We start from the raw sequence: 15,738 nt of genomic DNA on the forward strand, positions 1-15,738 counted from the left end.
ATGACCGAATTTCAATTTATTCGACCTGAACTTCTTTGGCTACTACTCCCATGGTTAGCAATAAGCCTAATGCAGTGGTATAAAAGAGCAAGCAGCACGCAGTCTCAAATTATTGCCCCTCACCTCGCCAAAGTAGTACTTACCGAAGGTGAACAGGCTAAATCAAGTCACTCTTCATGGTTAACCAGTTTAATCCTTCTGCTGGGCATACTTGCTGCAGCGGGACCTAGCATCGAAAAGCAAAGCGTCCCTGTGTTTACCACAAAACAAGCTCGAGTTTTAGTGATGGATATGTCTTATTCCATGTACTCAACTGACATTGCACCCAACAGGCTTACTCAGGCCCGTTTTAAAACGCTGGATATGTTAAAGCAGTTTAACGAGGGGGATACCGCATTAGTGGCCTATGCACAAGATGCTTTTATTGTGTCGCCATTAACCAGTGATGTTAATACTTTGGAAAATCTAGTACCAAGTATTAGTCCTGCCATTATGCCAGGAAAGGGGGCTAATGTTCTGGCAGGTATAGATCAAGCTAAAAATCTACTTGAGCAAGCCGGATACCCGTCAGGTGAAATCGTTCTAATAACGGACGAAGTAGAATTGGAGGATGCCCAGGATATCCATAACATGTTAAGTGGAACAGGATATACACTCCATGTTTACGGTGTTGGCACAGCGCAAGGCGCTCCAATCAGCGTGCCTGAAGGTGGCTTTCTGAAAGACAGATATGGGCAAATCGTTGTGCCTAAACTATACGTGGACAGGCTTCGCTCGCTAGCACAACGCTTGGGTGGTAAATATGCTACCTACTCACCAGATAACACGGACATTGAAACTTTTGCTTCCAACAATGCTCAAGATATTGAAACTCCTAAAGAGCCTAATGAAACACTATGGCGTGTCGATGCTGGTAAGTACCTTTTATTTATCATCGTGCCTTTGGCATTAGTCGCTTTCAGAAATAACGCGATTGCTTTGAGTATATGTGCTTTAGCTTTCCTGCCCAGTCAGCCAACTTATGCAGCAGATTGGCAATCTTGGTTTAAAAATACCGACCAAAAAGCGCTTTCAGCCTATCAAGCAGAAGACTTCGAGCAGGCAAGCAGCGCTCAAAATTCAACACTCAGAGGCGCTGCACTTTACAAGCAAGGTCAGTATGAGCAAGCTGCACAGGCACTACAACATGCCAATACCGCCATCGGCCAATATAATTTAGGTAATGCATTGGCCCACCTAGGAAAGTTAGATGAAGCAGTTGAAGCTTATGAGCAAGCGCTAAATTTGGACCCCAACTTAAATCAAGCGCAAGAAAATAAAGAACTGCTTGAGCAGATCAAAGAGCAACAATCGCAGCAAAATCAAGATCAAAGTAACCAAGACCAAAACCAGCAGTCCTCCGAGCAACAGCAAGACAATCAGCAAGGTGAAGGACAGGAACAGCAGCAATCAGATCAGCAAGATGGTCAAAATAGTGAATCTCAAGACGGCCAAGAAAATAAGTCCGAACAAGAGCAAAATGAGCAATCAGAACAAGCAAATAGCAGTGAACAGTCTGAGCAACAAAATCAAAATAACCCAGAATTAGCTGACAAACAGTCAGGTAAAGAAGAGGAACAATCACAAGAGCAAGCTGAGCAAAAATCTGCGCAACAACAAGCTCAATCTCAGCAAGCTGAGCCGCAAGAAGGTGAACAAACTCAAAGTATGACACCTTCACAAATGAGAGAGCTCACCCCTGAAGAAAAGGAAAAGGCGCAACAGCTGGACCAGCTCCTGCGCAGAGTACCTGATGATCCGGCTATTTTGCTAAAGAACAAAATGCTTTTAGAATCACGACAAAGACAACAACAGAGACAACCAGTAGGAGCTGAAAAATCATGGTAATGCGATTTGCAATCTGTTTTATTATTTTCGCTGTCGCACTGCCCGCTTTGGCCATTGACAGACTGACGGCCAGTGTTGACAAAAACCCCGTGTTGGTTGGTGAATATTTTACGTTGACAATTGAAGCCAATGGCAAGGTGTCTGGTCAAATGCCTGACACTTCAGCCATTGCACAAAACTTTATCACGGGTCCAGTTAGCACTAGCTCACGTACACAAATCATCAACGGCAGTATGAGTAGCGCAACCAGCTGGCAGATGCAGGTTATGTCCCGTAGCGCTGGCGAGTTCACGATCCCAGCATTTGAAATATCCGGTGCTAAAAGCCAACCAATAAGCTTGCGGGTCGTGGCCAGAGAGACAAATGACAGTCAGCAAAAAGATGTATTTGTCACTACCGAACTCAACCCACAATCGCTATATGTACAACAAGCTGCACTCTATACCGTAAAACTATTCATTGGTAAGGATTTACTTGAAGCGCAAATGACCCCACCATCAATGGAAGATGGCTCAATCACCGCAATGGGTCAACAAGAAGAAAACTACGAAGTGCTAGATGGTCGCCGTTACCGAGTCATCACCAGAGAATATTTAATACAACCACAAAAAAGTGGTAGTTATACAATCGAAGGGCCCATTTTTAATGGTCAAGTACGAGAAGGATATCGCAGAATGGCCGTTAGTGCCGTCGGTGAGTCAATAGACGTGGAAGTAAAACCCATTCCTGATAACTATCGCGGCGCATGGTTGCCTAGCGAATTAGTCAATCTCGCTGAAGAATGGCAACCAGAGGATAACCAAGTAGTTGTTGGTTCTCCGATTACTAGAACATTTACATTGACAGCGTTAGGTATCACCAAAGAACAACTGCCTGATATTGAAGTGCCCAGTGTGGATGGTTTTAGAATTTACCCCGATGAAACAGACCGTAACCAAATGGCACGTGATGGGCGAGTCATTTCGCAAATGGTTGCATCTTATGCCCTACTCCCGCAAAAACCGGGGACATATACACTACCAGAATTGAAACTACCTTGGTTCAATACAGTAATAAATCGCGTGCAATACGCCACTTTACCAGCGAGAACCATTGAAGTTATTGCTGATCCCAATCAACCACAACAACCGGTTGTTCATTCACAACCCAGTATGGCCTCCCAGACGCCTGTGCAACAACCCATGACTGAACCCCAAATTGTGTATCAGGAAGTAGAAAAATCTTGGTTAGACTGGGTACTAATGGCACTAGGCTACCTTTTGTGGATCTTAACACTGGGCTTGTGGTTATTGAAAAAGCCTGCCAAGTCGTCAGTAACATCGAGCGATTCAGAGGTTACCGCTAATACTGACGCGACATTGATACTTAAACAACTGAGCAAAGTGGCCAAACAAGGTGACAACAGTCAATTTTATGTATTGCTACGTCAATATGTCGAACTAGCGTTTGACCAGACACTAAAATCATGGTTAGACCAGCAAAGCCCCGAAATTCGGGAACAAATTGCAAAATTGCAGGCTTGCCTTTATAGTGCAAATAAGCAACAAGTTGATCTCGTGACGCTATACAATCAAGTGTGTAAAATTAAAAAGCGTTCAAAATCAGATGCTAAGAATAGCTTAGAGAAGTTGTACTAAAAAATATGGCAAAAAATGAAATAATATTGCTAAAGGCAAGGTCTAGTTAGCATGACCCAAAAACAAAAACGTTACGAATCTTTGGTTCAGGTTTACCATACGGAGTTATACCGCTTTGCTTATTGGTTATGCCAAGATCCAACTATTGCAGAGGATTTGGTTCAGGAAACATTTTTACGTGCATGGCGCTCATTAGACGCACTGCAAGATGAAAAAGCGGCCAAATCCTGGTTATTAACAATTTTACGACGAGAAAATGCACGTCGTTTTGAGAGAAAACAATTTGACTACGCTGATGTCGAGAACGACACATTGGTCGACACCAAAAGCACAGCGTTAGATGATGAAATGGAACAAACTGTCGTACAACGGCAAATTAGTCGATTAGCTCCTGAATATAGAGAACCACTCTTACTTCAGGTTGTGATGGGATGCTCGGGAGACGAGATCGCAGACATTTTAGAGTTAAACAAAAATACAGTAATGACAAGATTGTATAGAGCGAGAAATCAGCTAAAAGAGGCACTAACTAACGTGAATGAATCAGCAAAGGGGGCATCAAACTGATGGATGATTTAGAATTTCGCCGTCGCCTGTTCGCCGATCCAAGCGATGAGCAACTTATAGACGAAGCGGAACAAGATCCAGCTAAAAAGCGTTTACTTGACGAGGCGCAAGATTTCGACGTCTTACTAAGTAATGCGTTAAATGTGCCTGTACCCGATGATTTGCAGGCAAAGCTGCTTAAAAACATTGAATCTGAGTCTGAAACTCAGTCATCAGACAATGTTGTACAGCTTTCTTGGTATAAACGCTTTACTGTGCCAATTGCATCTGCTGCATCTGTCGCTTTAGCTGTAATGGTGTATTTCAGTACTGTTGTGCCAACACCTTTATACGCTGGTGAGCATGCCCTCGAACACGTTTATTATGAAGAAAGCGCTTTAAAGCTGAGTAAAGAAGTCACTTTGCAAGTGGTTAATGAAAAGCTTGCCATGCTCGGAGGTAAACTTGAATCACTACCTGGTAAAGTGACATATGCAACTTTTTGTAATTTTAAAGGCCAGCGTAGCTTGCATTTAATCTTTCAATCGGATCATGGTCCAATGACCGTCTTTATTGTTCCTAGTGAAAGCAATGATTACCGTCAAGGTGATACACAGTTTAACGATGATCGTTACAGTGGCTCAATCAATAAAGGTGCTAATGCAGACACCATTTTGGTCGCAAAACTGGGCGCTCCTGTCGATAAATATCAAGTGGAAGTCAACGACTCCTTACGATGGCTATAAAACAGGGCGTGTAAAGCGCCCTTTTTGTTCCCGAATCAATCCTATTTCAGTTCAATTTCTTGTCTAATTTCATTAGAATGACAAACAGTATTTAAACTTAGAGGAAAACCATGAAACAATTTTTTGTTTTATTGACTATCGTTTCGATGTTATTTGCAACGGCTTTTGACGCAGAGGCTCGTAAGAAGTTTGGCGGCAAGAAAAAAGGCAAAACACATCAGACATCCACTGTACAACAAAAAAAGCAAGTTGATACTAAATCTCTTGCTGCACAGCAAGGCACTAAAAAGAAATCGAGTAAAAAAGGCATTATGGCTGGTGTTTTAGGTGGCCTGCTAGCAGGTGGCCTGATCGCTGCGATGATGGGTGATGACTTTGAGGGCTTCCAATTCCTTGAAATGATCCTATTCGCTATCGCAGCATTTGTTCTTTTCAAAGTCATAATGGGCTTTATGCGCAAAAAGCAACAGCCACAAATGGCTGGAGCACCTAATTTTGGCCAGCAGCAACAGCAAAATCAAAGCTTCTCGCAACCTCAACAGTTTCAAGCAAACCAGACTGCTGGAGGATTTGGAGCACAACAAGAAGTACCTTTTAATCTGCCACGCGATTTCGACGTAAACGGCTTCTTACAAGGTGCTCGTTCGCACTACCAAACCATTCAAACGGCATGGAACAAGAAAGACTACGCAACAATGGCTGAATACTTGAGCCCAGAGCTTGTCGAAGAATTCCGTCAAGAGCGTGAGCAACAAGGTGATGTTGCAACGGAAGTTATGTTTGTTGATGCAGAGCTTGCACGTGCAGATGTAAATGCTGACAAGTGGGAAATCAGCGTGATGTTCCGAGGTAAGTACCGTGACTTAGGTGACATGCAAGAAGAGCCAATTCACGAAGTTTGGCACTTAGAGCGTAAGACGCAAGGCGATGCGCCTTGGCTTATCGTAGGCGTTGAAGACCTAATCGAAAGCTAATTATAAGCGTTAAAAATGGGCTCTAAAGGAGCCCATTTTTTTCATCAACCACTCTTTAACGTTCGCTATCTTCTAAACTCTACCTATATAAGAAATGTACCTTGAAACTTGCCTATTAAAACGTAACCGCTTCTGATACGACTGTTAATGGCCAAAGTTTTATCATCAATAGTTCTTCTCTTTTTTGAATTTAGCTACCTTCAACGCATGCATGTATCACGCTATTTAATATACAAATAATGCCAGTTTTCAGACTGTACCGCAGCATACTTGTTCAACATGAACTATTGCATTTCGGTCAGTATTGGCTATCTTTTTGGAATATGCTTTGAGGCATGCTTTATGTGTCTAACAAAGGAAGGTTCATATGGCGAATCAAGACGCGGAGCGTATCCATAGTGGTGCTATATCACTACTAAGTATAATGGTGGGTATATTCACTTTTTCGCTTGCCAAAGTCACTGAGTTAAATGGCTTAGAAGACGATCAACGCACCTATTTGTATGTGAATTACTTTCTTGGCTGCTTGGTGATTCTTTGTGGTTTGGCAAGTGGTTGGTCCAAGTTTTATTTACTGAATAAATTGAACCTGCTCGCTGCATTATATTTTTTCTTACTCGTATGTATCACAGCTTTTCCGCCGCTGGTATGGATCTTTAGATAACTACAGGGAAATGAATATGCCGTACAGACTAACTCAATCTCTCATAGACGATTTAGCGTCACTTTTTATTCATAGAAAAAGCAAAACGTTGAATGCACACTATATTAAGCAAAGCCAAACTCAGGGTTTGTATCAATTATGGTTTAGAGATCTTCAAAGTGAAATAATCCCTATCTTAGATAGAAACGGAGATCCCGCTACCTACCAATACACTGACGAAGAGATTATAGAGGCATTAAATGCGCGCATAATGAATTTTGATTCTAAACTGAAACGCTTGTTTCGTACGACTCAATTACAGCGCATAATTGGTTTTAGCCACTCTGAAGCCTGTGAGCTATTTGCTCGTAACATTGTCGCTATTAACCCTGTTACCAGTTCGGAGGATTGAGAACATGCGTAGACGAACCTTTTTAATCTCGATCGGATCTTTAAGCATAGCGGGGTGTGCTGAAACTATTTTGATTGGCACAGCCTCTTATTACTATCGTGAGCCCCTTGCACAATACTACTGCAACTTACTGGGCTGCGAAGATGGCGAAGTCAGCGAAAGTGAACTAAGGGTCCATGTAATGGAAAAAACCAAACACGCCGCTGAGCTTGCAGTCCAAAAAGGCATGGAGGTCTCCGATGAAGATATTTTGGCACAATACGAGCAGGAGATGTTATTGGCAAGGAAAGCACTGCGAAATGTGGGTGTAAAACTGACAGATTGACTTCTGTGGGAATAACCTCTGGTACCCAATTGAATACTGACTTTGAATTGGCTCAACATTTAGAAACCAAAAAGAGTACATTTTATAATACCCTTGATTAACTTATTCCCCTTCCCTCATCAAGCTTTAGTTCTAGGTCGCATATTGCAGGTAAAGTGGCAAACCCCCACTCAGTTAACCTCTGATATGATTGTATGAATTCGAAAACTTGAGCGTTTGTCATACCAACTCCTTTGGCTGCAATCAGCTTTTTTTCTTGCTCTAGACGCCACTGAAAGACACGTTCAAATTTCTGACCATTCAAAAAAACCAATTTATCGAAGTGCTCGAATAATACCTGATAATCCGCCGCTAGAAAGTTGTTTACTTGTTCTCGATACTGGCCCGAAGGATCGTTCTGCTGTTCAAATACATTGCAAGTACTTTGTACCAAATCTGTTGGTTGCATAGGTAGACCAAGGCACCACCCTTCAATGATAAGCACATCAAGCTTAGGAGGAACCCGTTTCCAAGTATCAACTGGATAGGGGTTATCTGTCGATTTATCAAACTGAGGTAATATAAAAGGCTCACGCTGTTTGAACTGTGTGACGACTGATATTGCAGCTTGTACATCATGAGTGCCAGGTGCACCACGAGTCGCGAAAGGCGCACTAAGGCGTTTTGCAAGGTTTTGACGTTCAGATTTGCTGTAGTAAAAGTCATCAATTGACACGGACTCGGCGAGATAACCATGTGCACGTAAGTATGCAACATAGTATGCAGCCAATGTCGACTTGCCACTCCCTTGGCAGCCACTTATGGCTATACATTGAGGCTCAACTTGGCCGTTCACTGCACTTTCAAGCCAATCGAGCGCTTTTTCAGTTTGCTTTATATACTGAATGGGGACTTTGTGTGTTTCACAAAACAGCCTTTGCCACGATGCTAAAGCAGACATTTACATCACTTCAAATTTGTATCCAACGCCATAGACAGAGTGAATAAACTCACTATCTGGGGCAATGTCTTGTAGTTTTTTGCGTATCTTTTTTATGTGGCTATCGATGGTCCTATCACTGACTACTCGATCATCGTCATAAATTGAGTCCATTAATCGAGCGCGATTGTAGACTCGCCCTGGGTGCTTAAACATAGTCTGCAGCAACATGAACTCAACATGCGTAAAATCGGTCCTTTGACCATTATAATTAACAAACAAAGTCTCTTCATCTAATAACAGACCAGTTTGTATCGGCGTTGTACTAGTGGTGCGTCTAAGAATAGCTTTAACGCGCGCAACGACTTCTTTTGGACTGTAAGGCTTACAAACGTAGTCATCAGCGCCTACCTCTAAACCGAGTAGTCTATCGATTTCTTCGACTTTTGCGGTCGTCATAACAATTGGTACATCTGAGTCTTTACGAACCTGAGTGCAGATCTCAATGCCGTCCACAGAAGGCAGCATTAAATCCAACAAAATAATGTCAGGTGTAAATGTTCGGATTTTTTTTAACGCTTCAGCACCATCCATCACAATATCGAATTCATATCCAGCTTGCTCAAGATATTTACCTAATACAACCGCTAGTTTTTCTTCATCTTCGACAATCAGTACTTTTTGTTTATTCATTTCAATGCCTTGGTGGTACTTATCAGCTGTTAGTTTTGAATATATCAGCAATATTTACAAGATCCGGGGTAGCCAAATAGTCATTTATTGCTCAAGAGGAAGCAATACATCGACGCTAACACCACCCAACTCGCTTTCACTTGCTTTGATAGAGCCATTATGTGCTTGAACAATACTGGCACAAATAGCAAGCCCCAATCCAGATCCCCCTGAAGCCCTATCTCTAGCCTTATCCACTCGGTAGAGCCTATCAAATAGTTTTGGCAGCAATTCAGGATCTACACCTGGGCCACTGTCTTGCCATCGGATCGACAGATGGTTTTCTTCTTGAGAGATCACAACCTTAATTTTACCGGCTAACGCATCGCTAGAGTCAGTATAACGCAGCGTATTTTGCATAAAATTACCAAACAACTGAGAAAGCCGTGCTTCGTCACAATAAAGCACCGTCTCTGATTGTACATCGATCGCCCATTCAAAGTGCCTGCTCTTCAATGTGGCTAAGTGCGCATCAAAAGTATGGCCAATTATCTCTGAAATATCACACTCTGACATGTGGTAACTGAGCGATCCTCTATCTGACATAGAAAGCTGGTGTAAATCATCTACCAATTTTGTTAGCCGATTAATCTCATCATAGAGTGAATGGAGCTGTGCCTCATCCGACTCGATAATGCCATCAATCATCCCTTCAAGCTCAGCTTTAAATACCGCAATAGGTGTTCTCAATTCGTGGGAAATATCGGCGATCCATTGCTGTCTAGAGTGCTGATTTTCCGCCAATGTAATTGCCAATGTGTTTAAATCTCGGGCAAGCAGTCCAAGCTCATCTTTACTATATGATTTAAAAGGCGCTTCGTAATTACCTGACGCTATTTTTTTTGCCGCAGCTCTTAACGATAGAACTGGCGCGACTAAAAAGCGGCTAAATGGAATAGCTAATAGGCTACTAACTAGCATCGCTATAATCGCAATACCTAAAAACCAATGCTGCTGCCTGTTGGCAAAAACTGAATCTAATGAATTGCTTATTTCAAGGCCATTTTCAAGCCCAATATACCCGAGAAGCTTGCCTGAATTGTCTTCATTTTCATGCACTTCGAGCCAAAGTGTTTTATTCTTACTGTCCTTTTTTCCCTTCAATAACTCACCAGTAGCTGACTTAAATACCAGCCTAGCTTGTGCCCCTCGCATGTGCCTAGGAGGACGGTCTTCTCTTCCTTCACGTCTTTCTGGTTCAGCCGCCCTATGATGCCTAGGAGGCCCTCTTCGTGGGCGTTTCACCATATCGTCGATCTCTTCTTGTGATCGACCATGAAATTCTCCAACCAACCTTGTCCAATGAGGGTTTCTTCTTGTCATCCACCCTTCACCGTAGTTTTCAAAATTCTCTCTGATAGTTGGCAAAATTGCGGTTAATTTAGCGCGACTACTGTCTTGCAAGTATTCTCTAAAGCTCTTTTCAAAGGCTAGCTGATTTGCATAGTACACTGCCGATATAAGCACTGCATTAACTAACAGCAATATAGCTAGCAGCTTTCTTCTAAGGGTTAACCTCATCGACACTCCATAAAAATCAAAGACAAAAGCAGTAACTTGGCAACCAACCTCCCGATTATTGTTACGTGGTTCAACACAGGTAGCACAAGTCGCATATATATACGGTTGGTTTGTAGTCTACTGCAGAAATTATTAAATAAGATTGTGCAAAAACAGTGGAAGTTAGGTAAGCGAAGGCTATGAATTTCCCTTCGCCATGGATTTAAACGTCTTAGTTAAACTGAACGATTTCTAGACCAACGACGTAACTGTCTTCTGTGGCTTCATTACTGCTGCAACGAACAACTTTAGCACTGGCATTGAAAGGAGGAATTGTGGTGCTTTTACTGTTGATGAAAACTGCAACCATCTCCCCTATTTCCAACGGATGTTCAATTTCGATTGACAGCCCCGTAGCACTGAGGTCCTGGCAAGTTCCAAGTAATTTTTCACCTGACTGGTTAACAGTCAACTCTGCTTGCGCATTGACCATCATGCGCATAAAGCGACGCTTATCTTCATGGATCATAGTGAGCTCCTAGACCATATTTTTTATTTTTTCCAAAAGCGATTGCATAGCGAATGGCTTTACTACATATTCATCACAACCTGCTTCATATCCTGCTTGTTTTTCTTGTTCAGATTCTAGACCTGATACCATCATGACCGGAATATCTTTGGTTTCGGGTGTATTTTTCAACATGCGGCAAGTGTCATACCCGTCTAACCCGGGCATACAGACGTCCAATAAAATGACATCTGGAGGATCTGCTATCGCATTAGATAAACAACTGATCCCCGATTCCGCATAACTGAATTTAAACGCATCTGACAAAGCCATCGACAACATTTCGTAGTTAAAGTACTCATCATCAACAACTAACACATGCGGTGTTCTACTCCGTCTTTGCTGCGTGGACATAGTCAATGTCGCTTCCTTATCACAATCCAAAAATTTATATCCTCTTATTAAGGTAATTGGCTGAAAGCAAAATGCAAGTCAATTCCTATAAATCCAACTCATTTAACGCATTCATAACACGCTTAGCTGAAATTGGATAAGGTGTACCTAAGGTTTGAGCGAACAAAGACACTCTTAGTTCCTGTAACATCCAAAAAATATGTGTCAAACCATCTGGTATTGGCATTCCCTTGGCCACCTTCTTACACTTTTGAGCATACAACTCAGATACCTTATCTAACTCTAGTACGCATAAACGATCTCGGTTAGGGTCCACAGGTAATTTTTCTAATCGTTTTTCTATCGCTCTGAGATAACGCAATAAATCTGGCATTTTGTCTGCACCATGCCCACTGACAAATCCCTTAAATATGAGCGACTCCAATTGAGACTTAATATCACCATGAGCCGTGATCATGGTTAAATCTACCCGACCTTTCATTCGCTTATTGACACTATGCGCAATACTCAATACTTGCTCAACCTGTGAGGCTATTTCTACAACTTTGTCACCGAGTTCGCCGCGAATAAACTCTTTTGCAGTTTCAAACTCAGCCTCATCTCGGATGGCTTCAAACCGTCCTAATAAACTATCTACACCTGCTGCTGTGCAATCAGCAATAAGATCATGGATCTTCCCAAAAGGATTGAAATATAAGCCAAGCTTCGCCTTGTTAGGCAAGTGTTGCTGTAAATACTTCACTGGCGATGGAATGTTTAACAATACCAAGCGTCGTAGCCCGAGTTGATGTGCTTGCGCTGCCTTTTCAGGGTGGTCAAACAATGTGATCGCTGTGCTGTCTTTTTTATCTACCAAAGCAGGGAAAGCCTTTATCTCATATCCACCTTGTGTTTTGGTATACTCTTGAGGTAGCTCTCCAAATCCCCATTCTGTAAGGTTTTCTTGCTCAATTCCTTTTTCTGCCACTTTAGAGAGGGTTTGTGATACTTTGCCTTGTAATTGCTCTTTCAATGCATCAAGATCAAATCCATGGGCAATCACTTTGCCATTGTCATCAACCACCTCAAATTGCATTTTTAAATGCGTTTCAAGTGAACCTGTATCCCAATCATCTTGTGTAACTTTAACACCTGTCATTCGTAATAGCCGCGTTGCAAGCGACTCTAACAGCGAACCTTGCAACGGCTCTATGGAGGCCAACACAGCATCTGCGTAATTTGGCGCAGGCACGAAGTTTCTTCTTAACGTTTTTGGTAAGCTTTTAATCAGCGCGCAAATTAAGTCATGCCTCAATGCCGGAATATGCCAATCAAAACCTTCGTTTTGTACTTGATTCAATAAAGCTAAAGGAACATTAACAGTCACACCATCTACCGATTTACCGGGCTCAAAATGATAGCTCAAAGGCAGAATCAAATTGCCTTGCTGCCACACATCAGGGTAATCAAAAGCAGTTACTTTATCAGCACCATGCTGCATTAAAGACTCGCGGTTCATATGCAAAACTCGTTTGTCACTTTGCTTTTTGAACCAATGATTAAATGCTGCTCGATTGTTCACGTCACTAGGAATACGTTCGTCATAAAACTCAAACATGGTTTGTTCATCAACCAAGATATCTCGACGTCTAGCTTTGTTTTCTAACGATTGGATCTCTTCAACAAGAGAGTGATTATATTCCAAAAACTGCGCTTTTTGACCAAGTTGTTGGCCGATTAAAGCCTCTTTAATGAAAAGCTCTCGGCTCATCACCGGGTCAATTTGGCTATAGACCGTGCGTTTTTTGGAAACAATGGTTAGGCCATATAGAGTTTGTTGTTCAAACGCGATAACCGCACCTTGTTTCTTTTCCCAGTGTGGTTCACTATAACTGCGCTTGACTAAGTGTTGAGCGAGTGGCGCAACCCATGTCAAATCAATCTTGGCATTGATCCGGGCATACAGTTTGCTGGTTTCAACGAGTTCTGCGGACATCAACCATTTAGGGCTCTTTTTAAATAAAGCAGAACCAGGGAAAATATGAAATAAGCTATTACGTGCCCCTTTGTAATGTTGTTTCTCATCTTTCATACCTATATGGCTGAGCATACCACTTAGCAAAGATTGATGAATGGCTTCGAAACTCGCTTCGTTTCCAGATCCTTTATAGTCCATTTCATCACAGACTGTTTTGAGCTGATAAACAATGTCTTGCCATTCTCGGATGCGCATATAGGCCAAAAAGTCTTTCTGACATTGTTTTCTAAACTGACTTCGAGAAAGGGCCTCCTGCTGCTCTTCAAGGTACTGCCAAAGATTCAAAAATGCCATAAAGTCTGAGTTTGGGTCTTCAAACCTGCCGTGTTTTTCATCGGCAGCACCGCGCTTTTCTTGTGGCCTCTCTCGAGGATCTTGGATAGACAAGGCCGCAGCTATAACAATCACTTCATTTAGCGCGCCTTGGTCGACTGACGCCATCACCATTTTTGCCAAGCGGGGATCAATTGGCAAGCGACTAAGCTTTCGACCCGCTGGTGTTAACTTAGCGTTTTCTCGGCGTGAAGCCGCTTTTACAGCACCAAGCTCTTCAAGTAATGCCATTCCGTCTTTGATATTTCGGCTATCGGGAGCTTGCACAAAAGGAAACTTTGCAATATCACCTAACCCCAGAGCCAACATCTGAAGGATAACGGATGCCAGATTCGTTCTCAGAATTTCAGGATCGGTAAACTCTGGTCGAGATACAAAATCCTCTTCAGAATACAGCCTGATACAAATACCCGCAGCGACACGTCCACAGCGTCCCATTCTCTGGTTAGCACTTGCTTGAGAAACCGCCTCAATAGGAAGCCGTTGTACTTTAGTACGGTAACTGTAGCGACTTATACGAGCAGTACCCGGGTCAATTACATATCGGATCCCTGGCACTGTTAACGACGTTTCTGCAACATTAGTTGCGAGTACAATTCGGCGGTGGCTATGGGGCGCAAATATACGATTTTGTTCAGCATTAGATAAACGAGCAAACAAAGGTAGAATCTCAACACCTTTTAAATTGCGTTTCGACAACGCGTCGGCTGTATCTCGGATCTCTCGTTCGCCGTTCATAAATATTAATATATCACCCGACCCAGCTTCGCACAGCTCATCCACTGCATCAAAAATACCTTGGAGTTGATCGTTTTCAGCTTCACTCTGATCGCCTGAAATATCAACTACAGGTCGATAACGCACTTCAACGGGAAAAGTTCTTCCCGATACTTCAATGATAGGGGCATTGTTAAAGTGCTTAGAAAAGCGTTCAGGATCTATGGTTGCTGAAGTAATTATTACTTTAAGATCAGGTCTTTTTGGCAGTAAATTTTTTAAATAACCGAGAATAAAATCAATATTTAAACTACGTTCGTGCGCTTCGTCGATGATAATGGTGTCATACTGGTTTAGGAATCTATCTTGCTGAATTTCAGCAAGCAAAATACCATCAGTCATTAACTTAACGTAACTTTTATCCGATACTTGGTCGCTGAACCTAATTTTAAAGCCAACTTCCTCACCAAGCTCACAACCAACTTCTTCGGCAATGCGATTGGCAACGCTTCTAGCAGCAAGACGGCGCGGTTGAGTGTGCCCAATATACCCGTCAATACCGCGGCCTAGCTCTAAACAAATTTTGGGAAGCTGAGTCGTTTTACCTGAGCCAGTTTCACCAGCGACGATCACCACTTGGTTCTCAGCTATCGCTTTCTTAATGTCTTCTTTTTTCTGGCTTACAGGTAAAGACTCTGGGTAAGTTACCTCTGGCAACCCTTCTTGGCGTTGAATTTTTAACTGCTGGCTACGTGCAATAGATTCGCCGATCTGAGCAACTACTCTTTGTTGCTTTTTTTCATCGGCTATTTTTTTAACACCTTGCAGACGTTTTTTAAATAGAAACTGATCCTTCTTCAAACAGAAAGGAATATCTGAATATAACGACTTTAAGTCCACTACACGACACCTTGAAAATTCCAAAATCGCCGCGTAGTCTACCAAAACCTATGGGATCTACCCAAATAAAAACAGACTTTTAGACAAATCTGTTCCCTGATTCATAGGTATCGTGTAAATGTTTATCGAATGCGAGTAAAACATGAGCACGAGTTATCACGCCCATTAACCTGCCATCTTCGTCACAAACTGGGTATAGCTTAGGCTTGTCATTCGACATTTTATCCGCAATTTGCAAGATGCTATCTTCGGGACTTACACACACCGGCGCGGTATTCATAACGTCTGATACAATGCTGTGCGACTCATTTTGATAGGTCGCTTCTAACATCTTTTTAATACAATCTTGCTCAGACAAAAAGCCTATTACTTTATGATGGTCATCTAAAACAGGGCCGCCAGACTGCCCACTTTGTAAAAGTTTCTCAACCGCCATTTCAACACGCATATCTGAACTAAACGTTACTGGTCTGTGATTGAGATAATCTGCTACTTTAACTGATTGCATTGTTTATTCCCCCAAATAAA

15 protein-coding genes are annotated in these 15,738 nt (G+C 42.3%); 8 read left to right on the forward strand and 7 right to left on the reverse strand.

The window, feature by feature from the left end; translation table 11 throughout:
* The 8 genes from J8M00_RS11010 to J8M00_RS11045 all read left to right on the forward strand — a co-directional run bounded on the left by J8M00_RS11010 (position 1) and on the right by J8M00_RS11045 (position 7,170).
* The gene (locus J8M00_RS11010; RefSeq protein ID WP_211010287.1) at positions 1 to 1,887 is read left to right on the forward strand and encodes a vWA domain-containing protein; all 1,887 of its coding nucleotides are present in this window, start codon (positions 1 to 3) and stop codon (positions 1,885 to 1,887) included.
* Positions 1,881 to 3,524 carry a BatD family protein gene (locus J8M00_RS11015; protein WP_211010288.1) on the forward strand — a complete coding sequence of 548 codons (1,644 nt, stop codon included), beginning with the start codon at positions 1,881 to 1,883 and terminating at the stop codon, positions 3,522 to 3,524. The genes J8M00_RS11010 and J8M00_RS11015 overlap by 7 nt, the downstream gene beginning before the upstream one ends.
* Before the next feature lie 51 nt (positions 3,525 to 3,575).
* A complete protein-coding gene (locus J8M00_RS11020; RefSeq protein WP_023401548.1) occupies positions 3,576 to 4,091 on the forward strand; it encodes a sigma-70 family RNA polymerase sigma factor in 516 nt (171 codons plus the stop codon).
* Positions 4,091 to 4,816 carry a DUF3379 family protein gene (locus J8M00_RS11025; RefSeq protein WP_211010289.1) on the forward strand — a complete coding sequence of 242 codons (726 nt, stop codon included), beginning with the start codon at positions 4,091 to 4,093 and terminating at the stop codon, positions 4,814 to 4,816. Before J8M00_RS11020 ends, J8M00_RS11025 begins: the two co-directional genes overlap by 1 nt.
* 110 nt (positions 4,817 to 4,926) lie before the next feature.
* Entirely contained in the window at positions 4,927 to 5,790 is an 864-nt protein-coding gene (locus tag J8M00_RS11030; protein WP_211010290.1) for a Tim44 domain-containing protein, read from the forward strand.
* 367 nt (positions 5,791 to 6,157) lie between these two features.
* Positions 6,158 to 6,454, forward strand: coding sequence for a hypothetical protein (locus J8M00_RS11035; RefSeq protein ID WP_211010291.1), 297 nt, complete (start codon positions 6,158 to 6,160; stop codon positions 6,452 to 6,454).
* Positions 6,455 to 6,470: 16 nt separating this feature from the next.
* Positions 6,471 to 6,845 (forward strand): hypothetical protein, encoded by a 375-nt coding sequence (locus J8M00_RS11040; RefSeq protein ID WP_211010292.1) that lies wholly within the window; start codon positions 6,471 to 6,473, stop codon positions 6,843 to 6,845.
* A 4-nt stretch (positions 6,846 to 6,849) separates the two neighbouring features.
* Entirely contained in the window at positions 6,850 to 7,170 is a 321-nt protein-coding gene (locus J8M00_RS11045) for a hypothetical protein (RefSeq protein WP_211010293.1), read from the forward strand.
* Positions 7,171 to 7,267: 97 nt separating this feature from the next.
* Here J8M00_RS11045 and J8M00_RS11050 read toward each other — a convergent pair whose 3' ends face one another.
* The 7 genes from J8M00_RS11050 to J8M00_RS11080 all read right to left on the reverse strand — a co-directional run bounded on the left by J8M00_RS11050 (position 7,268) and on the right by J8M00_RS11080 (position 15,718).
* On the reverse strand, positions 7,268 to 8,110 hold the full coding sequence (locus J8M00_RS11050) for a kinase (protein ID WP_211010294.1): 843 nt from the start codon (positions 8,108 to 8,110) through the stop codon (positions 7,268 to 7,270).
* A complete protein-coding gene (locus J8M00_RS11055) occupies positions 8,111 to 8,782 on the reverse strand; it encodes a response regulator (protein WP_211010295.1) in 672 nt (223 codons plus the stop codon).
* Positions 8,783 to 8,866: 84 nt separating this feature from the next.
* Positions 8,867 to 10,342, reverse strand: a complete 1,476-nt coding sequence (locus tag J8M00_RS11060; RefSeq protein ID WP_211010296.1) for an ATP-binding protein — start codon at positions 10,340 to 10,342, stop codon at positions 8,867 to 8,869.
* A 211-nt stretch (positions 10,343 to 10,553) separates the two neighbouring features.
* Positions 10,554 to 10,850 carry a PilZ domain-containing protein gene (locus J8M00_RS11065; protein ID WP_211010297.1) on the reverse strand — a complete coding sequence of 99 codons (297 nt, stop codon included), beginning with the start codon at positions 10,848 to 10,850 and terminating at the stop codon, positions 10,554 to 10,556.
* Positions 10,851 to 10,859: 9 nt separating this feature from the next.
* Positions 10,860 to 11,243 (reverse strand): response regulator, encoded by a 384-nt coding sequence (locus tag J8M00_RS11070; protein WP_036977231.1) that lies wholly within the window; start codon positions 11,241 to 11,243, stop codon positions 10,860 to 10,862.
* An 85-nt stretch (positions 11,244 to 11,328) separates the two neighbouring features.
* Positions 11,329 to 15,210 (reverse strand): ATP-dependent RNA helicase HrpA, encoded by a 3,882-nt coding sequence (gene hrpA / locus J8M00_RS11075; RefSeq protein ID WP_211010298.1) that lies wholly within the window; start codon positions 15,208 to 15,210, stop codon positions 11,329 to 11,331.
* Between the two features lie 79 nt (positions 15,211 to 15,289).
* The gene (locus J8M00_RS11080) at positions 15,290 to 15,718 is read right to left on the reverse strand and encodes a CBS domain-containing protein (protein WP_211010299.1); all 429 of its coding nucleotides are present in this window, start codon (positions 15,716 to 15,718) and stop codon (positions 15,290 to 15,292) included.
* Between the last annotated feature and the right edge of the window lie 20 nt (positions 15,719 to 15,738).

Origin of the sequence: Pseudoalteromonas luteoviolacea, from assembly GCF_018100925.1 — a bacterium.
Classification (GTDB): Bacteria; Pseudomonadota; Gammaproteobacteria; order Enterobacterales; family Alteromonadaceae; genus Pseudoalteromonas; species Pseudoalteromonas obscura.